Source organism: Corynebacterium sp. HMSC071F07, assembly GCF_001810285.1.
GTDB classification, from domain to species: domain Bacteria; phylum Actinomycetota; class Actinomycetes; order Mycobacteriales; family Mycobacteriaceae; genus Corynebacterium; species Corynebacterium simulans.
On the sequence record NZ_KV800697.1, the window covers coordinates 54,017 to 74,007 of the forward strand.

14 protein-coding genes are annotated in these 19,991 nt (G+C 60.5%); 9 read left to right on the plus strand and 5 right to left on the minus strand.

Translation table 11 applies throughout. The features are described 5' to 3' along the window. Positions 1 to 18: 18 nt before the first annotated feature. The 7 genes from HMPREF2724_RS03255 (at position 19) to HMPREF2724_RS03285 (ending at position 8,784) form a co-directional block, all read left to right on the plus strand. Positions 19 to 717: a sensor histidine kinase gene (locus HMPREF2724_RS03255; protein ID WP_070587143.1), complete on the plus strand. Its 699-nt coding sequence runs from the start codon at positions 19 to 21 to the stop codon at positions 715 to 717. Then, a complete protein-coding gene (locus HMPREF2724_RS03260) occupies positions 714 to 1,370 on the plus strand; it encodes a LuxR C-terminal-related transcriptional regulator (protein ID WP_062037101.1) in 657 nt (218 codons plus the stop codon). Before HMPREF2724_RS03255 ends, HMPREF2724_RS03260 begins: the two co-directional genes overlap by 4 nt. A gap of 132 nt (positions 1,371 to 1,502) precedes the next feature. Continuing rightward, entirely contained in the window at positions 1,503 to 3,518 is a 2,016-nt protein-coding gene (locus tag HMPREF2724_RS03265; RefSeq protein ID WP_070587146.1) for a hypothetical protein, read from the plus strand. A gap of 27 nt (positions 3,519 to 3,545) precedes the next feature. Continuing rightward, complete coding sequence (locus tag HMPREF2724_RS03270; RefSeq protein ID WP_070432316.1) at positions 3,546 to 3,848, plus strand: rhodanese-like domain-containing protein; 303 nt, start codon at positions 3,546 to 3,548, stop codon at positions 3,846 to 3,848. Between the two features lie 135 nt (positions 3,849 to 3,983). Continuing rightward, positions 3,984 to 4,313 carry a type II toxin-antitoxin system HicB family antitoxin gene (locus tag HMPREF2724_RS03275; protein ID WP_062037092.1) on the plus strand — a complete coding sequence of 110 codons (330 nt, stop codon included), beginning with the start codon at positions 3,984 to 3,986 and terminating at the stop codon, positions 4,311 to 4,313. A 61-nt stretch (positions 4,314 to 4,374) separates the two neighbouring features. Then, the gene (locus HMPREF2724_RS03280; protein ID WP_062037089.1) at positions 4,375 to 4,833 is read left to right on the plus strand and encodes a MarR family winged helix-turn-helix transcriptional regulator; all 459 of its coding nucleotides are present in this window, start codon (positions 4,375 to 4,377) and stop codon (positions 4,831 to 4,833) included. Then, positions 4,834 to 8,784, plus strand: coding sequence for a Pls/PosA family non-ribosomal peptide synthetase (locus tag HMPREF2724_RS03285; protein ID WP_070587148.1), 3,951 nt, complete (start codon positions 4,834 to 4,836; stop codon positions 8,782 to 8,784). A gap of 216 nt (positions 8,785 to 9,000) precedes the next feature. Here HMPREF2724_RS03285 and ppk2 read toward each other — a convergent pair whose 3' ends face one another. From ppk2 to HMPREF2724_RS03305, 5 genes are all read right to left on the minus strand, one after another. Then, on the minus strand, positions 9,001 to 9,900 hold the full coding sequence (ppk2, locus tag HMPREF2724_RS03290) for a polyphosphate kinase 2 (protein ID WP_070587151.1): 900 nt from the start codon (positions 9,898 to 9,900) through the stop codon (positions 9,001 to 9,003). A gap of 151 nt (positions 9,901 to 10,051) precedes the next feature. Further along, positions 10,052 to 10,219, minus strand: coding sequence for a porin (locus tag HMPREF2724_RS12610; protein WP_141748324.1), 168 nt, complete (start codon positions 10,217 to 10,219; stop codon positions 10,052 to 10,054). 64 nt (positions 10,220 to 10,283) lie between these two features. After that, positions 10,284 to 10,469: a PorH family porin gene (locus tag HMPREF2724_RS03295; protein ID WP_062043238.1), complete on the minus strand. Its 186-nt coding sequence runs from the start codon at positions 10,467 to 10,469 to the stop codon at positions 10,284 to 10,286. Positions 10,470 to 11,138: 669 nt separating this feature from the next. After that, positions 11,139 to 12,785, minus strand: coding sequence for a chaperonin GroEL (gene groL, locus HMPREF2724_RS03300; protein WP_070587153.1), 1,647 nt, complete (start codon positions 12,783 to 12,785; stop codon positions 11,139 to 11,141). A gap of 292 nt (positions 12,786 to 13,077) precedes the next feature. Continuing rightward, complete coding sequence (locus tag HMPREF2724_RS03305) at positions 13,078 to 15,099, minus strand: OPT family oligopeptide transporter (protein WP_083306083.1); 2,022 nt, start codon at positions 15,097 to 15,099, stop codon at positions 13,078 to 13,080. 184 nt (positions 15,100 to 15,283) lie between these two features. Between HMPREF2724_RS03305 and HMPREF2724_RS03310 the strand changes: the two genes are divergently transcribed. Further along, positions 15,284 to 16,666: a dipeptidase gene (locus HMPREF2724_RS03310; protein ID WP_070587185.1), complete on the plus strand. Its 1,383-nt coding sequence runs from the start codon at positions 15,284 to 15,286 to the stop codon at positions 16,664 to 16,666. 377 nt (positions 16,667 to 17,043) lie between these two features. Next, positions 17,044 to 19,989: a Na+/H+ antiporter subunit A gene (locus HMPREF2724_RS03315; protein WP_070432319.1), complete on the plus strand. Its 2,946-nt coding sequence runs from the start codon at positions 17,044 to 17,046 to the stop codon at positions 19,987 to 19,989. Positions 19,990 to 19,991 lie beyond the last annotated feature (2 nt).

The window sequence follows — 19,991 nt, forward strand, 5'->3', positions numbered from 1 at the left end:
CCCGATATGCTGTGAACCGTGTTCCGAAAGAAGCCCCAACCTACCACGCACGAGCAGCAGCAGGCGCAGCAGATTGCGCAGCTCACGGCCTCGCGCCGCGCCATCGCGGACGCTTACGAGGTCGAGCGCGCCCGCATCGAGCGCGACCTGCACGACGGCGCGCAGCAATACCTCGTGGCCGCGAGCATGAAGTTGGGCGAGGCTCTTCTCGACGCCCCCGCTGACCTCACCGAGCTCCTCACCGCTGCTAAGCAGGACGTGGACCGCGGCCTCAAGTCCTTGCGCGCCACGGTGCACGGCATCCACCCCCAGGTCCTGCAGGATCATGGTTTGGTGGCCGCGCTTGCCGACGCTGCTTCTTCCCACGGCCCCCACGTCAGCGTCTTCGCCCCGCATCCTTTGCCCAAGCTATCCGCTTCCGTGTTGGCCTGCGGCTACTTCTTCGGCACGGAGGCTTTAACCAACGCTGCCAAGCACGCGCCCGGCGCGCCGGTCTCCGTTTTAGTGACCGCGGATGCCTCCTTGAAAATCACCGTGGTGGATGAGGGGCCGGGTGGCGCACAGGTTTTACAAGGTCACGGCTTAGCGGGGATGGCCGAGCGCCTCGTCGCTTTCGGCGGAGAGATGACGCTGAGCTCTCCCCCGGGCGGGCCGACGAGGCTGACGTGCTCGATTCCCCTTCTTCTCGATCGCGGACAGTCAGGAGTTCACCAATGAGTTTGAGAATCGTCGTGGCGGATGACTCCGCCATTCTGCGCGAGGGCCTCGCCGGCCTGTTGGAGCGCCGCGGGCATTTAATTGTGGGCCAGGCGGACTCCGCCCCGGCGCTTGAGGCGGTGGTGGACAAGCTGCGCGATGAGCTTCCGGACATCGTCATCACGGACGTGCGCATGCCGCCGGGCATGGGCGACGACGGCTTGAAAGCCGCCGTGAACTTAAGAAACGCATACCCGGGCCTGCCCGTCATGGTGCTCTCCCAATATGTGGCCCCCGCATACGCGGTGGAGCTCTTCGACTCCCCCGATGCCGGCACCGGCTACCTTCTGAAAGACCGCGTCTCCGAAGTGCGGGACTTCCTCTCCAGCCTGGACGTGGTGGCCCAGGGCGGCACCGTCATCGACCCCACCGTGGCTCAGGCTTTAATGAGCTCCGGGCGCAGCGGCTTGGGTGAGCTCACCCCGCGCGAGCGCGAGGTGCTCGAACTCATGTCCCGCGGCAAGTCCAACAAGGACATCGCCGCCGAGCTCGTCCTTTCTTCCGCCGCGGTGGCCAAGCACGTCTCCAATATCTTCACCAAGCTGCGTTTAGATCCCAGCGAAGACAACCGCCGCGTCAAGGCAATCTTGGAGTACCTTTCAGCGCACCGCTAAAGCCCGCGCCCGCCCACCGTCGACAAGAGCGCCCTGACAGAGACCGTCCAGAGGATCCCAAGAAAACTGTGACGCAAGACATATAAGCTTGTTCGTGCCCTTGCCCAACCCACCCCGGAAGGACCCCGCTTAATGGACGTGCAGCTCAACATCGTGCGCTTTAAGAAAGAATTAATTGCCGACCATGACTATTTTCTGGAGTTAATACAGACGGAAGGGCTGGATTCCTTTCGTAAGCCGGATCCAGAAATGGAAGAGGCATCGGCGGCACTCTCCAAGCTCTTCGGACAGGACGTGCCCGCGCATTCGGCCGTCACGGTCACGATGGATTCCAGCAATTTAGAGCTCCAAGAAAAGCTAGCTTTGTTGGCGTATTACCACGGCTTGGTGGTCTTCATTGGAACCACAGACATCCTCTTTAATGCGACTGGAATCCCCACGAGCAGCAATGGCCTTTCCTCCATCAGGAACTGCATGGGAACTATGTGGCGACAGGTCAGCAGACCTATGCTTGATCGCGCCTTTGAAGACGCACTCCGCCTGCCGATGCCCGAACAGACGTGGATTCAGGTAATCAACTATGGCTCGGAAGAACGAAGCTACGGCCTCGAAATGTCCATGCACGTGCGCGCAAGCGGCCAGTTCGAACTGATATGGTCCAGCCTCCCTCCAGAGGCCACTGAACCGGTATTCCGCACACTCACTGTCGATACTTACGAAGAAGCACGAGAAACTCTGCTTTCCTTCAGTGATCGCAACCCGTTGATCGAAGAATTCGCATGGGAGCCGCTTTCTCAGCGCGCATCAAAACCTATCCTGGATCCTTCATTCCGCCACGAAACACCCTGGCGCCGGCTGGACGCGGTGAAGGAGCTCCCCGAAGGCGTGATGGTCCACCTGCACAAATGGCCAACATTTTCCCTGGCCTACGGCCGCAATACACAGGGACAGTGGACCGCAAAGGTTTACGATAACCTCGGCACCGACAATGTGCAGACCTTCGATATTGCAGACGAAGTCATCGCAGTGGCGGAGCACTATTTAGACGGCAACGGCGAGATGATTTCCACGGTCTTCCCGGACTCTTCATCTTCGGATCCCGCGCCGTACACCACGGTCACAGCAATGGAGCTACCAGAGCGCGAGGAACAGTGGACTGAAGCATCAGTATGCATGATGCACCGCATCCGCGCTGACCATAATGGCGAGCCCAGCCCTCGGATGCAGAAATACATTGAGAGGATTAACACAAAGCTCGGAAGCGAAATCCTCCTCGCTGAGGAACAGGTAGAGGCCCAAGCACTTACTCGGCTGCTCATCCCTGCTGACGTCAGGACGGTCACGATCGAGAGACTAACTCATCTGGCACAGGACTATGGCATTTCGCTTGTTGTCGATGATTCCCTGGCGCTGTATAACCCGTCGGGCAAGCCGCTTCCAGGGGCTGAGAGCTGCCAGTTGAAGCTACTCGCGGATAAGTTGTATGTGAACACCTGGGAGGTGACTACATCCTCCTCCGTACTCGAGGCAGGGCTTCGCCTCTTCACAGGATGGAGGCTTGAGGTTCGATCCGGGAGTCAGGTGGACTTCCAGGAGCGTTATACCTTGGAAACAACCTATACGGGCGACAACGTTTCGCTTGACCTTGTCACCCCCGACGGGAACCTACACGAAATCCCATCCATCCCACTGCCCCTTGCTCTGGATTTGATGGTTGAATTCACCTACTCCCCAGCGCAATTGGTAGACAAAGTGAATTGGCAAGATCAGAAGTCATCCTCAGATATCCCTGAGGAAGAGCGCTTCATGGTCAATGCCACGGTCTTCGGCTCAGCTGCATATCTTTTCAACGATGACCTTCTCGAAGCAGTTCGCCAGGACGGCTTCCCCGAAGTGGGAGCGTGGGTAGCGGCCTTTGACCGAATAGTCCCGGGCGATTACTGCCAGGTCGACCGCGTGCAACCCTCAGAAACAGGAGCGGCACGTTACCTCGTCGAATGGGGCCACAACAACGGTGAGGAGAAAAACTTCCAGATGCTCCTTGAGGACATCGACGAAGCCTTGTCCCTCCTTGAGCGGTTTGTGAACGGAGACCGCGCGGAGTTTGAAGCCCTTCCCTGGACGCGGCGAGTGGAGGAACAGCACTAGGCCCAACGCGTGACTAGGGTATGGGGCATGAGAAACGTAACGCCCCAGGAAGTACCAGAGAACGCCCAGCTTATCGACGTCCGCGAGGACCACGAGTGGAACACCGAGCACGCCCAGGGCGCCACGCACATCCCGATGGGAGACCTCGTCGAGCGCCTCGACGAGATTGACCCGGACCGAGACATCTACGTCATCTGCCACCTAGGCGGACGCAGCATGCAGGTGTGCCAGTACTTGGAGCACACCAAGGGCTGGGACGTCATCAACGTCGACGGCGGCACGGATGCGTGGAAAGCCCAGGGCCGCCCCATGGTTTACCCCAACCAGTAGTAGTACTATTTTCGGTACCACTAAAGTGTGGTTTCAAAGATAGAAAAGATCCTCATCAAGATGCGGACTTCTCGGAATAATGTTCGCTTCTCTGAGCTGCAACTTGAGTGCGACTTCTATTTCTAGGAGCAGACCATGAACCTCGCAGACAAATACACCTACCAAACCGCGTGGTCCGAAGAGGATGGAGAATTCGTTGCCACAGTCCTAGAGTTCCCCTCCTTGTCATGGCTCGACTCCACTGCAGCTACCGCTGAGTCCGAGCTGCGCAGCATCGTCGAAGAAACTCTAGAAGATATGCAACGCAACAATGAGCAAGCCCCAGAACCTTTTGGCCAACGCAGCTTTTCCGGAAAGTTCAACCTTCGCATCCCTCAATCGCTCCACCGGAGCCTCACCATTGAAGCGGAGCGAGAGGGCGTATCCCTTAACACCCTCATTGTTCAGAAGCTAGCCTCGGCGTAAAACTAATGGGCCATAACCCATAATTTAGGTGTTCCGCCGTAGGCGCGTTAGAATCATCGGCATGCCTTCATTGAATTCTATTTCCATCCCTACCGCGCTCCTAGAGTCTCCTTCCTTCCAGCTGGAGCGCCTCCGCCGCCGCACCCGCGACGGCGTCGAGCAAGCGCTCAGCACCCGGCAGACCACCATCCGCGAGTACTGGGTACTTACCTGCCTCGTCGATGGTGACGTTGCTTCCCAGTCCGCGCTCTCCGAGACCCTCGCGATCGACGCCTCCGACATGGTGCGCCTCATCGATTCCCTGGAGGAGCGCAACTGGGCCAAGCGCGAGCGCGACCCGAAGGATCGCCGCCGTCAGATCGTGGCTTCCACCAAGAAAGGCGTGAAGGCCCACAAGGAGCTCGCGGAGCTCGTCGCCGCAGCCGAGGACGAAGCCCTCGACGAGTCCACCTCCAAGCAGCTCAAGCACCTGCGCAAGCTGGCCCGCGCCATCATGTCTTCAAGCGAGGGTGATGCTTAAATGGCGGAAGAGGACGCTAGTACCGGGCGCCACGCGCTGCCCGAAGACCTTTTAGATTCCCGGCAGCCCGGCGCGGGCTTCGTGCATGTTCCGGAGCAATACCTGTTGCGGGATCGCGCGCCGCGCGAGCGCACACTGTGGGACATCGTGCAAACCACTGCAGAGCTAAACCCGGACGCCGCCGCGCTTGACGACGGCGAGGTGCTCACCTACTCAGAGCTCATCACCGATGTCCAGGCATGGGCCGCCGAGCTGCAGGCCAACGGCGTCTGCCGCGGCGACCGCATCGGCATCCGCATGACCTCCGGCAAGCGAGAGCTCTATCTCGCGATTCTGGCCACCTTGGCTGCGGGCGCGGCCTATGTGCCGGTCGACGCAGACGATCCCGACGAGCGCGCCGAGATGGTCTTTGGCGAGGCCGACATCGATGGCCTGTTTACGGATGAGGGCTTCCGATCGCTGCGTTCAGCTGAGCGCGTAGGAAAGGACGCCCACCAGGGTGCACCGACGCCGGATGACACCGCGTGGATCATCTTTACCTCCGGTTCCACGGGCAAGCCGAAGGGCGTGGCCGTCACCCACCGCTCCGCGGCCGCTTTCGTGGATGCCGAGGCCGCACTGTTTTTGGTCGATCACCCACATGGCCCGCTGGGCCCCGACGACCGTGTGCTAGCCGGGCTGTCAGTGGCATTCGACGCTTCTTGTGAGGAGATGTGGCTGGCCTGGGGCCACGGTGCCTGCCTGGTGCCGGCGCCACGCTCTTTGGTGCGCTCCGGCATGGACCTAGGCCCGTGGCTCATCCGCCGCGACATCACGGTTGTTTCCACGGTGCCGACCTTGGCGGGCCTGTGGCCGGCAGAGGCGCTGGACAATATCCGCCTGCTCATCGTCGGCGGCGAGGCCTGCTCGCAGGAGCTGGTAGACCGCCTGGCAACAGACGAGCGTGAGATGTGGAATACGTACGGCCCGACGGAGGCGACGGTCGTCGCTTGTGCCCAGCGCATGGTGCCGGGTCAGCCGGTTTCCATTGGCTTGCCTTTGAACGGCTGGGACTTGGTGGTCGTGGATAAGCAAGGCTCCCCGGTGAGCGTGGGCGAGGTCGGCGAGCTGGTTATCGGCGGCGTCGGCTTGGCGCGCTACCTGGATCCGGCAAAGGATGCGGAAAAGTACGCGCCGCTGGACTCGATGGCGTGGGAGCGCGCGTACCGCACGGGCGACCACGTCCGTCTGGAGGAAGACGGCCTGTACTTCGTAGGTCGTATCGATGACCAGGTCAAGATTGGCGGCAGGCGCATCGAGCTCGGCGAGGTTGAAGCCAACGTGGCGGCCCTGCCGAACGTCTATAACTCCGCGGTGGCAGTGCAGAAGACGCCGGGCGGCGAGTCCGTGCTGGTGGGCTACGTTTCCTTGGAGGATGAGGCGAAGGGCTTTGACGAAAAAGCCGCGCACGAGCGTCTGGCCGAGACCATGCCGGCTGCACTCGTCCCGCGCATCTGCGTGATGGAAGAGCTGCCGGTGCGCACCTCGGGCAAGGTGGATAAGAAGGCCCTGCCGTGGCCACTTCCAGGCGTTGGTGTGGAGGCCGCGGGCCTTACCCAGACCGAGCAGTGGCTGGCACAGCTGTGGGTGGAGACGCTGGGCGTTTCTGTCTCGGATGAGAACGCGGACTTCTTCTCCCTGGGCGGTACCTCCCTGGCCGCGGCGACGTTGGTAGGCCGCATCCGTGAGCGCTACCCCACCGTGGCGGTGCGTGACCTCTACGACCACCCGCGCCTAGGCTCGCTGGCCGAGCACATCGGCGGCGTCGAGGAGCGGCCTTCGGCTGCGCCCAAACGCACGGTGCGCAAGGTGGGCATGGGCACGCGCGTGGTGCAGACGCTCATCCAGATTCCGGTGATGACCTTGGCTGCGACTTCGTGGCTGACCTGGCTGCTGCTTGGCTCGAATGTGGCGAACGCGCTCGGTGCGGATTGGGCGCTGACTACCCCGTGGTGGCTGGTTGCCGTCATGGTGGTGCTCTTTGCGACTCCGATTGGCCGCATCCCGATAGGCGGCATCGGCGCGCGCCTTATCACTGCGGGAATCAAGCCGGGCGACTACCCGCGCGGAGGCTCGGCGCACCTGCGCATTTGGGCCGCGGAGCGCTGGGCTGATGCCTCGGGCTCGCGCTCGATTGCGGGCGCGACGTGGGTGAACAACTACGCGCGCCTACTCGGCGTGAAGATTGGCCGCGGCGTTGACCTGCACTCTCTTCCCCCGGTGACGGGCCTGCTCAAGTTGGGTGACCACGCGGCTATCGAGCCGGAAGTGGATCTTTCTGGCTACTGGCTCGACGGCGACGTACTGCACGTTGGCGCCATCAACGTTGGCGAAGGCGCGCGCGTTGGTGCGCGATCTACCCTGCTGCCGGGCACCAATGTGGACAAGTACGCCCACGTGGAGGCCGGCTCCACGGTCACGGCTCGAAAGAAGATCAAGGACGGTCAGCGCTGGTCCGGTTCGCCTGCCAAGAAGGTAGGCCGCTCCAAGCACCGCTTCCCCGCCGAGCCGCCGAAGCGCCGCCCGTGGTGGGTTGCGTTCTACGGCGCAACGTCGATCCTGCTGGCCATCCAGCCGGTGGTAGCTCTCGCTGTGGGCGCGGCCGTCGTTGTCGCAGGCCTTAGCATGACCGCGGGCAACGACTTCATCGGCTCGATCTTCTTCGCGCCGCTAGGCGCACTGGCGGCATTCGCCTGCTTCATGGCGCAGACCTGGCTGGGCGTGCGGATTCTGTCCATCGGCCTCAAGCCTGGCGTGGCTCCGGTACGGTCTGCTGCCGGCTGGCGCCTGTGGTCCGTTGAGCGTCTCATGGACGAAGCCCGCACGACGCTCTTCCCGCTCTACGCCTCGCAGCTAACCCCGACGTGGCTGCGCTCGCTGGGCGCGAAGATCGGCAAAGACGTGGAGATTTCCACAGCAGTGATGATTCCGAAGCTGACGGACATCAAGGACGGCGCCTTCCTGGCCGACGACACGATGATCGGCGGCTACGAGCTGGGCGGCGGCTGGATGCTCACGGGCGAGACCAAGGTCGGCAAGCGCTCCTTCGTGGGCAACTCCGGCATCACGGGCCCGGGCCGCAAGCTGGGTAAGAACTCGCTGGTTGCGGTGCTCTCCTCGACGCCGAAGAAGTCCAAGTCGGGCTCGAACTGGTGGGGTTCGCCGCCGGAGCGCATGCGCCGCGTGGAGGCCAGCGTTGAGGGCGTACAGGGCGAGTCCCTGACCTATAACCCTGGCTTCGGAGTGAAGGCGGCCCGCGGTCTCGTTGAGACCATGCGCCTGCTCGCGCCGATGACCTCGGCGATGCTGCTGGCAGCAACGTTAGCCACCATGTACGTGCTCGTGGATAACTACGGTGTGGGCCTTGCCTGGGCTGTCTCTGGACTGCTGCTTATGGCAATTGGCGCGGTCAGCATGGCTATCACCGTGGCCGTGAAGTGGATCTGCGTGGGCAAGCACCGCGCGGCCGACCACCCACTGTGGTCCGCGTTCGTATGGCTCAATGAGCTGCAGGACACCTTCGTTGAGGCCGTCGCTGCACCGTGGTTCTTCCAGCACACGCTGGGCGCTGGGGAGATCAATCTCGGACTGCGCGCGCTGGGCGTAAAGATCGGCGCGGGCGCCTGGATCGATTCCTACTGGTTCCCGGAGACGGACCTCTGTTACGTGGGCAAGGGCGCTTCCGTGGGCCCCGGCACCGTGGTGCAGACCCACCTCTTCCAGGACCGCGTGATGAGCTTGGATACCGTCACCATCGAAGACGGCGCGACCCTTGCTGCCCACTCGGTCGCACTGCCAGCATCGCTGCTTGGCGACGCCGGCACCGTCGGCCCCGGCTCGCTCGTCATGCGCGGCGACCGCGTGCCCGCCAACTCAGTATGGCAGGGCAATCCAATTGAGCCGTGGGACTAGGCCCGGCCTGCCGCCGATTTTCCTCTGCGGAATAGGCTGCAGCGGCGTTTTCTCGCCGGCGTGCCTGCCTAAATGCCAACTCGTGGGAAGATTTAGCCATCGTAGGCCCACGATCTGGCACTTAGGGCGATGAGGCGCAAAGCGAAAGGCTGGATGCATCGTGCATCCAGCCTTTCGGCGTTAGAGCCAACCTAGAGCCTCACGGCGAAACAAACGTTAGTCACCAATCTGGTCACGGCCGCGCATAACGATGAGCGGGTCAGGCTCGCCGACCAGTTCATGGTCCTTGTTGGTGTACTCGAACTTAGAGAGCACGTAGCGCATAGCGTTGATGCGGGCGCGCTTCTTGTCGTTGGACTTGATGGTGATCCACGGCGACTCTTCAGTATCCGTGTAGCGGAACTGCTCCTCCTTCGCGCGGGTATAGTCGTCCCACTTGTCGAGGGACGCCAGGTCCATCGGGGAAAGCTTCCACTGACGCACTGGGTCAATCTGACGAATAGCGAAGCGGGTGCGCTGCTCCTTACGAGTAACGGAGAACCACAGCTTGGTTAGGGAAATACCGGAACCAAGAATCATGTTCTCGAGCATTGGCACCTCGCGCAGGAACTCTGCGTGCTGGGACTCAGTGCAAAAGCCCATGACGCGCTCGACGCCGGAGCGGTTGTACCAGGAGCGGTCGAAGAAGACGATTTCGCCGCCTGCTGGGAAGTGCTGAATGTAGCGCTGGAAGTACCAGGAGGTGGACTCACGCGGGGAGGGCTTTTCCAGTGCGACGGTGCGCGCACCACGCGGGTTCAGGTGCTCGTTGAAGCGCTTGATGGTGCCACCCTTGCCAGCGGCGTCACGGCCCTCAAACAAGATGATGTGGCGCTGGCCGGTTTCCTTGGTCCAGTTCTGCCACTTCAGAAGCTCAATCTGCAGCGCACGCTTGGTGGCCTCATACTCATCACGCGTCATGCGCTCTTCGTAAGGGTAGTTCTCTCGCCAGGTATCGATGGGGGAACCGTCCGGCATGATCAGCGCCGGGTCATCCTCATCAGAATCATCGACGACGTAGCCGTCGGTCTTAGCAAGGTCGATCTCGGGAAGTTCGTCGTCTTTAATATCAGCCATACTTAAAAGTTTACCGGTCACCCAACTATTCGGCGCGTTAAATTACACTGCAACTCTACCGATTTACCCCTAAGGTCTCCCCCACCCAGACATAGCAAAAGAGCCCCACCTAAAGGTGAGGCTCTTAGAAATCGCTTACGCGAAGATGCTCTTAGGCAATCAGGCCGATGAGCTTTGCGGCAGCCTCAGCGATGTCAGCGAACTGACCCATAAGGTCGAAGATGAAGCCGAAGACGCCATCGGAGGACAGGGTGGACCACTGGTCAGCAACGGTCTGTGCGTTCTCAGCTGCGGCGGTATCGAAGTTATCGTGGTTCATTTTGAACTCCTTAAGTTCTTAAAGGTGTTGTCAACTTAGGCGATGCTACCCAAGCCGTTGAAATTTACTGCTCGAAAATGGAGGAGGTGGTTGCAGCAGCGGTCTCAGCTGGGATGAAACCATCCTGACCCGGGGTTGCAAAATCGACGACGAACTTCAGAACGTTAGCGAAGCCCTGGAACACCTTGGTCCAGTTCTCCCAGGTGGTAGCAAAGTTCTCGAGGTGGGTCTGAATCATGGAGAGGTCCATAATGAACTCCTTGGATAGGTTTCGGGTATTTACACCCGAGGGTATTGCGGATTTGCAGACACCCTCTGTGGGCGTCACAAGTAACTATTTTGTCACACAGCGCTCAAAAATCAATCCGAAACTCTCGAGTTTTTAAATCTCGGGAAAGCTCCCCACAGTTCCCAACCGTCACTTTATACACAGCATACTCCAAGTCATTTCTTACTCGAAAGTTAATTAGAATGCCCATTACCAGCGGGTTTTCTGACGATAGACAGAAATGGTCAAATTCTTTGGAAAAAGTGTGTAACAAACATCAGAAACCCCCCGATGGACACGGTCCAAAATTCAGAAATTCAGCGGAAAATCGGTTCCAAAATTGCCCCAATGCGGGGGTGTACCAAAGACCCCAGATTGGCCGTTTTCGCTTTCGCCCGGAGTTCCAGGCAGTCAAATAGAGGCGAAGGCGCAACCAATCAACCGCCATTCAGCCTCAAAAATGGGCCGCTAGCTGTGAAAATTGTTGTCTAGTGTGAAAGTTGAGGTTTGGAATCACACTTTTCATCTTTCCGTGTAGCGACACGCGAAAGCGCCCTACGAGAGACGTTCTTTATCTCACGTAGGGCGCCTTAAATCGACAACATCTAGCTCGCACGGAGCTACATGGACGCCTTTCGAGGTTTGGCGCTATTAGAAGCCCATGCCGCCCATAGCGTCAGCGTCAGGCATGCCAGCGCCTGCACCAGCAGGCTGCGGCTTGTCAGCAACGACAGCCTCAGTGGTCAGGAACAACGCTGCGATGGAAGCAGCGTTCTGCAGTGCGGAGCGGGTGACCTTGACCGGGTCATTGATGCCAGCGGACATCAGGTCAACGTACTCGCCGGTAGCTGCATTCAGGCCCTCGCCTGCTGGCAGGGATGCAACCTTGTCAGCAACAACGCCCGGCTCCAGGCCAGCGTTGTGAGCAATCTGCTTCAGCGGGGCAGACAGTGCCTCACGAACGATCTTGACGCCGGTTGCTTCGTCACCGGTCAGGTCATTCAACGCATCCAGAGCGGAGGCAGCCTGCAGGAGGGCGACGCCACCGCCGGCAACGATGCCCTCTTCAACGGCAGCCTTTGCGTTGCGGACTGCGTCCTCAATGCGGTGCTTGCGCTCCTTGAGCTCCACCTCAGTTGCAGCGCCGACCTTCAGGACAGCAACGCCGCCAGCCAGCTTGGCCAGGCGCTCCTGCAGCTTCTCACGGTCGTAGTCGGAGTCGGAGCTTTCGATCTCGGCACGGATCTGCTTGATACGGCCGTCGATCTGCTCCTGAGAGCCAGCACCCTGAACGATGGTGGTCTCGTCCTTGGTGACGACAACCTTGCGTGCCTGGCCCAAGTACTCGAGCTCGGCGGTCTCGAGGGAGAGGCCGACCTCCTCGGAGATGACCTGGCCGCCGGTGAGGATGGCCATGTCCTGCAGAGTGGCCTTGCGGCGGTCGCCGAAGCCCGGTGCCTTAACCGCAACGGACTTGAAAGTGCCGCGGATCTTGTTCACAACGAGGGTAGACAGGGCCTCGCCCTCAACATCCTCAGCGATGATGAGTAGCGGCTTGCCGGACTGCATGACCTTCTCCAGCAGCGGAACCAGGTCCTTGATGTTGGAGATCTTGGAGGAGACCAGCAGGATGTACGGATCCTCCAGGACTGCCTCCTGGCGCTCCATATCGGTAGCGAAGTAACCGGAGATGTAGCCCTTATCAAAGCGCATACCCTCGGTTACCTCGAGGTCAACGCCGAAGGTATTGGACTCTTCCACGGTGATAACGGAGTCCTTGTTTACGGAGCCGTTGCCCACGGTGTACATAGCCTCAGCGATCTTCTCGCCGATTGCTGGGTCAGCGGCGGAGATACCAGCGGTGGTAGCGATCTCTTCCTGGGTCTCAATCTCCTTAGCGGAAGAAAGCAGGGAGTCAACGACTGCCTTGGTAGCGGTCTCGATGCCGCGCTTGATGCCCATCGGGTTGGAGCCTGCTGCAACGTTGCGCAGACCCTCGCGTACGAGTGCCTGTGCCAGAACGGTAGCGGTGGTGGTGCCGTCACCGGCAACATCGTCAGTCTTCTTTGCTACTTCCTTAACCAGCTCAGCGCCGATCTTCTCATAAGGATCTTCCAGCTCGATCTCGCGAGCGATGGAGACGCCATCGTTGGTGATGGTCGGAGCGCCCCAGGACTTCTCCAGGACGACGTTACGGCCCTTTGGGCCGAGGGTGACCTTTACTGCGTCGGCCAGCGTGTTCAGACCACGCTCAAGGCCGCGACGTGCCTCTTCATCGAAAGCAATAAGCTTTGCCATTGTGTTTGTGCTCCTTGATTTGTTTAGGACGACACTCACGTCTGTATCTATACGGACGCCCGCGACGGCACGGCTGGTGAGTGTTAACCAGCCTCAACCACATAGATGAGATTTTCTGGCACTTACCCGGTGGGAGTGCTAGCGACCATTCTGGCACTCGACCACTACGAGTGCAAGGAAAGACACGAACGCCCTCCAGTACGTTCGCTGTGAGCGTTCCGGAGGGTGTTCGTGTCAGAAATTAAGTTGCGGAGTTTGCGAAGTTTATTGAGTTCTTCGCGTTTTCGCGGTTCTACTCGGCCTTCTTCACCTTCTTGGCGGTCCAACGGTAAATAAAGCCCAGCACTGTGATGAACAGGATGAGGCCGAAGACGTTAGCGGAGGTGCCACCTTCGAAGATCTCCAGCGGGGACTCGCCGCCGGCTGCCGCGATGATGGCAGCATTGACCACGCCGAACAGAGACTCACCAACGATGAGGCCGGTTGCCAGCAAGGTACCCATGCGCTTGGAAAAGTCCGGATTAGCCTGCCTTGCCGCCCACTTGTCGTAGAAGTAACCCAGGATTGCGCCAATCGGGATGATGATGGTCAGCGCGGCCGGAAGATACATGCCCATGCCCACGGCCAGCGGGGACAGGGAGAACTTCTTGGTGGTCTTACGCAGAACTTCATCAACAACAATGAGAACCGCGCCGATGACGGCACCGGTGAAGATGAGGTTCCAGTCCAGGGAGTTATCGAAGATGCCCGATGCCACCGAAGACATTAGCGCAGCTTGCGGGGCAGCGAGAGCGTCCTCCCCCGCGCCTTCCATGCCTTGGAAGCCGAAGCCGTTGAGCATGATCTGCAGGATCGGGGGAATGACAACAGAGCCGAAAAGGACGCCAATAATCAGCGCAACCTGCTGCTTCCACGGTGTCGCGCCGACGAGCTGACCGGTCTTCAGGTCCTGCAGGTTGTCATTCGAAATCGTGGCGATGCCGAAGACGATGGCCGCGGTGAAGAGGGTATAAGCCACCAGCGAAAGCGGGTCCGCGCTGCTGCCGCGAGTTACCGCGGCAATCAGCAGCGAGGCAGCCAGCACGGCGATGATGCCAACGGAAGAAATCGGCGAGTTAGACGCACCAATCAGGCCGGCCATGTAGCCGCACACGGAAGCGACGATGAGGCCAACCAGCAAGGTAAACAGCACCGAGACTGTAATCAGCACGACCATGTGCTCGTGGATATCGGTGCCGCGTACGAAGTCCCATAGCAGTAGCGCAATCGGAACCATCAAGATGACGATGGTGCCAAGCACGTACGGGAACGGGATGTCACGCTCGGAGACGTCGACGGTGTGGCCTTCCTTGCGCTTGCGGGAGGAAGCCAGAGACTCAGAAATGCCCTTGATGATCGGGCCGGTGATCTTGATCAGCGTCCAGATCGCGGCGATGGCCATGGCACCAACACCGATGAAGCGGACCTCGCCGGAGAAAACGGAATCGACGGTATCAGCCAGCGCAGTGGCGTCTAGGCCAGAGACGTCGCCCGCAGTGTGCATCGGCAGCAGGAAGAAATAGGAAATGATGACGCCGATGAGCATGGCAAAGCCGACGGCCGGGCCAACGAGGTGGCCCACACCGATGAGAGCCAGCGACAGCGAAGTACCCAAGGTGGTGGCACCAGAACCCAGCTTGAAGTAGGTCGAGACTGAGGAGGCTGCAGCCTTCATCGCAGCCAACAGCGCCATCACCGCGGAGATAACGCCGCCAACCAAGATGACGCGCAAGCCCTGGGCGTTTTCTTCCGCAGCGGCTTCCGACGCACCGTTACTATCGCCTACCTTGAGAACCTCAGCGGCGGCAACGCCCTCCGGGTAGGGCAGGTCAGAGCTGGTAATCAGCGCGCGGCGCAGCGGGATCGAGTACATTACGCCGAGCACGCCACCGATGGCGCAGACAGCTGCGGTCTCCCAGAAGCTAAATCCCTTCCAGTAGCCCACCATGACCAGGCCCGGCAGGACGAAGATGATGGCAGAAAGAGTGCCGGCCGCAGAAGCGATGGTCTGCACAATGTTGTTTTCTTTGACATTGTGCCCGGCAAAGCGACGCAGCACAGCCATAGAAATAACGGCTGCCGGAATCGAGGTGGCGAAGGTCAGGCCGACCTTGAGGCCGAGATAGACGTTGGCTGCGGTAAAGACCAACGTGATGAGTCCGCCGATTAGGATGCCGCGCAGCGTCAGCTCGCGCAAAGAACTTGCATCATTGTCTGTTGCCCCTGGTGAGTGGGACGCAGAAGCGGGGGAAGCCTGGACGGCGTCGTGTGCCATGCCGAGACCTTTCTAACGAGAAACCAATGTGAAGGTATGTGTATTTAATTATGGGAATTAAATATTCTTAGAACTCTAGTTCACCCGGGCACGATCTCAAACGTTCAGGCAATACTAATTTTCGGACAGGTTCTCCAAACGGCACCTGGCGTGCGTGTCCAACCCTGCGAGTATGTTGGACAACATGACTGCTATTTCTGACTACATCGCAAATGATCGCGCGAATATCTTCGCGCAGCTCAAAGAACTCGTTTCTTTCAACTCCGTACACAACGAGCCGGGCCTCGAGGAAGAAGCCCAGAAGGCAGCGCAGTGGGTTGAAAAGACCCTTACTGACGCCGGCGTCAAGGTCGAGGCGGTGAATACTGCGGACGGTTCTACCGCGCTCGTTGGCAAGCGCGCCGGCAAAGAGGGTGCCAAGACCGTCCTGCTTTACTCCCACTACGACGTAGTCCCGGTCGGCCCACGCGAGTCATGGGAATCTGACCCGCTGACCCTGACCGAGCGCACTGCACCTTCCGGCGATACTCGCTGGTATGGCCGCGGCGCGGCAGACTGCAAGGGCAACATCGCCATGCACCTGGCCGCCCTGCGCGCTATCGATGCAAACGGTGGCACCGACCTCAACCTGACCTTCCTCATCGAGGGTTCTGAGGAACGCGGCGGCGAGGGCCTGTCCGCACTCATCGAGGAGCGCCCGGAGCTTTTCGCTGCCGACGCCATCCTCATCGCCGATGCCGGCAACGCCAAGGCTGGCCAGCCCACGCTGACCACCTCCCTGCGCGGCGGCGCGCAGATTTATGTCCAGGTAGACACCCTCGAATCCGGCGTACACTCCGGCCAGTTCGGCGGCGCCGCTCCGGATGCCGTTAAGGCGCTGATGCGCGCACTCGATTCCCTGAGCGACGAGCACGGCCGCACCACTATCGACGGCGTCGATTGCGCCGGCACCTGGCCGCTGGCTGAGGGCCAGACCACCGCTTATAAGCCGGAAGATTTCCGTACCGACGCGCAGATGCTTGAGGGCACCGAAATCATGGGCTCACAAGATCCGGCCGGCGCCACCGAAATCGCCGACATGATCTGGGCTCGCCCGGCCGTGACCGTCACCGGCTTTACCTCTACCCCGGTTGCCGAAGCCGTCAATGCCGTTCCAGCTACCGCCGCTGCAAAACTGAACCTGCGCACCCCGGCCACCATGGATCCGCGCGCCACCGCCGAGGCAGTTGCCGAGCACCTGAAGAACCACGTTCCGTGGGGCGCTCACATCAAGGTCGACATTCTGGAGGCCAACCGCGGTTTCGAGACCGATCCTGCAAAGCCAGCCGCAGCGCTGCTCGGCGAGTGCCTGGCTGAGGCATACGGCACTGCGACCAGCTCCCAGGGCATGGGCGGTTCCATCCCGCTGACCGTGGAGCTGCAGGAAAAGCACCCGAACGCAGAGATCGCGCTTTTCGGCGTGGAGGATCCACAGGCCACCATCCACTCGGCAAACGAGTCCGTCGATCCAAACGAGATCGAAAAGATCGCCACCGCCGAGGCTTATTTCCTCCAGCGCTTCGCCTAATCGCGCGGCAGACCGCACAGCAGACGCTGTGACTGCGTTGAACTCATGGGGCTATTGAGGCTGTGTTCAGCCAAAATAGCCCCATATAATACTGTCTGATTAAAAATCAGTGACTTTTGCTGGTTATGCCGGTATAGTGGCCGTATTGGCTGCGCCAAATGTGATACGCCCCCTACTTTCTTTTAAGGCAGGGCGTTGACGCTGCCAGCGGCACCCCTCTAGTGGGGTTTCCTTTTCACAGTGGTTCATCAACCAGGTCTTTTCGGTGGCCTAGATGTCTTCATCGGCGCATGCTCGATTTCGTGTACACACAACGTCGCACGTGCGCCTAAAAATGCTCGCGCGTCTCCATCTTGCAAAGGAGATCCGGCTTAACTGTGATAGCAGTGCTGAGTGCTCTAATACTGGCCACAGTCCTCGCCCCATTTTTGATCTATTACTTGGGCAGGCCTGCCTTCGGCATTCTTGCCATCGCCCCGGGCGCGGGTTTTTTCTGGGTACTCAGCCAGCTGACAAACTCCACGTTCAATGACGGCAACTCGCTGCAGTACAACCTGAAATGGATGCCGGACGCCAACCTCAACATCACCCTGCGGATGGATGGGCTATCGGCGCTATTTAGCCTCATCATCTTAGGTATGGGCGCGCTCGTGCTTTTGTACTGCTGGGGCTACTTCGACCAAACCCGGCGGCGCCTTGCGATGTTTGGCGCGCAGATGACTGCCTTTGCCACCGCCATGTTTGGCTTGGTGGTTTCAGACAACATCTTGATGATGTACGTCTTCTGGGAAATCACTTCCCTGCTTTCCTTCCTCCTCGTTAGCTACTACGGAGAACGAGCTTCCTCGAGGCGTGCGGCCCAGCAGGCATTGATGATCACCACCCTGGGCGGCCTGGCGATGCTCATGGGCATCATTTTGCTGGGCCGACAGACCGGCCAGTGGACCTTCAGCGCACTCGCAGATTTCGAGCAGATCACACAGACGCCTTATATCACGATCGCTATCGTCCTGATCCTGGCCGGTGCGATCAGCAAGTCCGCCATCGCCCCCGCCCATTTCTGGCTGCCCGGCGCCATGGCAGCGCCAACACCGGTTTCGGCCTACCTGCACTCCGCGGCAATGGTGAAGGCAGGCATCTACCTGGTCACCCGCCTCGCTCCCGAACTACACGAGGTCGCCACCTGGCATCTCGTCATTATTCCGCTGGGTCTATTCACCATGCTGTTGGGCGGCTGGATGGCCCTAAAGCAGCGCGATCTCAAGCTGATTCTGGCCTATGGCACCGTCTCCCAGCTCGGTTTTATCACCTCCATCGTGGCCATCGGCTCCCGGGAGGCGCTGCAAGCAGGCCTGGCACTGACCTTCGCACACTCGCTGTTCAAGGCTGCTTTGTTCATGATTGTCGGCGCCATCGACCATGCCTCGGGCACACGCGACATCGCCAAGCTTTCCGGCCTTGGCCGCGCTAAACCGGGACTGTATCTGCTGGCCATCATCCCCGCGCTGTCCATGGCTGGTATCCCACCGCTGCTGGGATTCGTGGCCAAGGAGGCAACGCTGGAGGCCATCCTCCACGAGTCCCTCCTCGTAGGAATGCCGCGCAACATGCTGCTCGTCGGCGTCGTGGTGGGCTCTATGCTCACCATGGCTTATGCGCTACGTTTCCTGTGGGGCGCCTTCGCCGTAAAAAAGGATAAAGACGGCGAGCGTCTGGGCACCTCCGAAGCCGTGGAGAACATGCATGCGCTCGCCCCGCTGCTGTGGATTCCGCCGGCAATCTTGACCGCGCTGACCATCTTCTTGGGCCTGCAGCCAAGCCCGCTTTCCCTCGGCATCAACCAGCATCTGGACAATCTCTTCGGCCACCACGAGCACACCCATCTGGCGCTGTGGCACGGCATCACCATTCCGCTGGGCCTGTCGCTGCTCATCGTGGTGGTGGGCATCGTCGTGCACTGGCAGCGCAATGTGGTGGCCAAGTGGCAGTTCCAGTACCCGGCGCTGGGCTCAGCCGACGCCGCCTACGATTCCGTGCTCCAGGCACTGCGCACCCTCTCGCTGCGCACCACCGCCTCCACCCAGCGCGGTTCGCTGCAAATGAACCTGTCCATCATCTTCGGCACGCTCATGATCCTGCCGGTCATCATGCTGATCCGCGGCGATCTGACCAACGTGCACATGGAAGTCGCGGAAAACCCATGGCAGGTAGTCGCCGCCGTCATCATCATGATCGCGGCAATTGCGGCGACGGTGACCGATAACCGCCTCTCCGGCGTCATCATCGTCGGCGTGACCGGCTATGGTCTGTCCTTCATCTTCGCCCTGCACGGCGCACCGGATTTGGCACTAACCCAGCTGCTCGTGGAGACCATCATCATGGTGCTGTTCATGCTGGTGCTGCGCCGCATGCCGGCAAACACCGATTGGAAGCAAGACCCCAAGGTCTCGCGCCTGCGCGCCTGGCTTGCCGTTGGCGTTGGCCTTAGCGTGACCTTGGTGGGCATGTTTTCCATCAATGCCCGCCGCAGCGAGTCCATCTCCAGCTTCATGCCGGAGCTGGCCAAGGAAATCGGCCACGGCGCAAACACCGTCAACGTGCTGCTGGTGGACCTGCGTGCGTGGGATACCTTCGGCGAGATCACCGTCCTGGTCATCGCGGCCACCGGCATCGCCTCGCTGATCTACCGCACCCAGTCCTTTACCCGCTCCTCGCGGCGTCCTACGCTGCGCGTGACCGGGCGTCGCTGGCTGGCAGCCGGTGCGGAATCCGAGCAGGCGCTGAACCGTTCGCTCATGGTGGACGTCACCACGCGCTTGCTCTTCCCCTCAATGATTGCACTTTCGCTCTACTTCTACTTTTCCGGCCACAACGCGCCGGGCGGCGGCTTCGCCGGTGGCCTGGTGGCCGCGCTCGCGCTCATCCTGCGCTATCTCGCCGGCGGCCGCGCAGAGCTCGATGAGGCACTGCCAATCGACGGCGGGCGCACCATGGGCACCGGCCTGCTGATTTCGATCGCCTCGGTGGTAGTCCCCTTTGCCTTCGGCCATCCGCCGCTGACCACCGGCTACACCAAGCTGCCGGTGCCGCTGGTGGGCGATGTCTCACTACCTTCGGCCTTGGTCTTCGACGCCGGCGTCTACCTCATCGTCGTGGGGCTCACGCTCTACATCCTGAACTCGCTGGGCGCCAAGCTCGACGAGGAAGAGGACATGCGTAAGCAGCGCGCCCGCGACCGCGCCCGCTCCCTCGCGCGCCGCCAGCGCAACCGCGCCACGGCGCAATCCGCAAGCCGAACAATGACCTCCGGAAAGGAGAAATAAAC

Coding starts and splice junctions, on each gene's coding strand:
- HMPREF2724_RS03260 (WP_062037101.1), top strand. CDS start 714: ATGAGTTTGAGAATCGTCGTGGCGGATGACTCCGCCATTCTGCGCGAG.
- HMPREF2724_RS03265 (WP_070587146.1), top strand. CDS start 1,503: ATGGACGTGCAGCTCAACATCGTGCGCTTTAAGAAAGAATTAATTGCC.
- HMPREF2724_RS03270 (WP_070432316.1), top strand. CDS start 3,546: ATGAGAAACGTAACGCCCCAGGAAGTACCAGAGAACGCCCAGCTTATC.
- HMPREF2724_RS03275 (WP_062037092.1), top strand. CDS start 3,984: ATGAACCTCGCAGACAAATACACCTACCAAACCGCGTGGTCCGAAGAG.
- HMPREF2724_RS03280 (WP_062037089.1), top strand. CDS start 4,375: ATGCCTTCATTGAATTCTATTTCCATCCCTACCGCGCTCCTAGAGTCT.
- HMPREF2724_RS03285 (WP_070587148.1), top strand. CDS start 4,834: ATGGCGGAAGAGGACGCTAGTACCGGGCGCCACGCGCTGCCCGAAGAC.
- ppk2 (WP_070587151.1), bottom strand. CDS start 9,900: ATGGCTGATATTAAAGACGACGAACTTCCCGAGATCGACCTTGCTAAG.
- HMPREF2724_RS12610 (WP_141748324.1), bottom strand. CDS start 10,219: ATGAACCACGATAACTTCGATACCGCCGCAGCTGAGAACGCACAGACC.
- HMPREF2724_RS03295 (WP_062043238.1), bottom strand. CDS start 10,469: ATGGACCTCTCCATGATTCAGACCCACCTCGAGAACTTTGCTACCACC.
- groL (WP_070587153.1), bottom strand. CDS start 12,785: ATGGCAAAGCTTATTGCTTTCGATGAAGAGGCACGTCGCGGCCTTGAG.
- HMPREF2724_RS03305 (WP_083306083.1), bottom strand. CDS start 15,099: ATGGCACACGACGCCGTCCAGGCTTCCCCCGCTTCTGCGTCCCACTCA.
- HMPREF2724_RS03310 (WP_070587185.1), top strand. CDS start 15,284: ATGACTGCTATTTCTGACTACATCGCAAATGATCGCGCGAATATCTTC.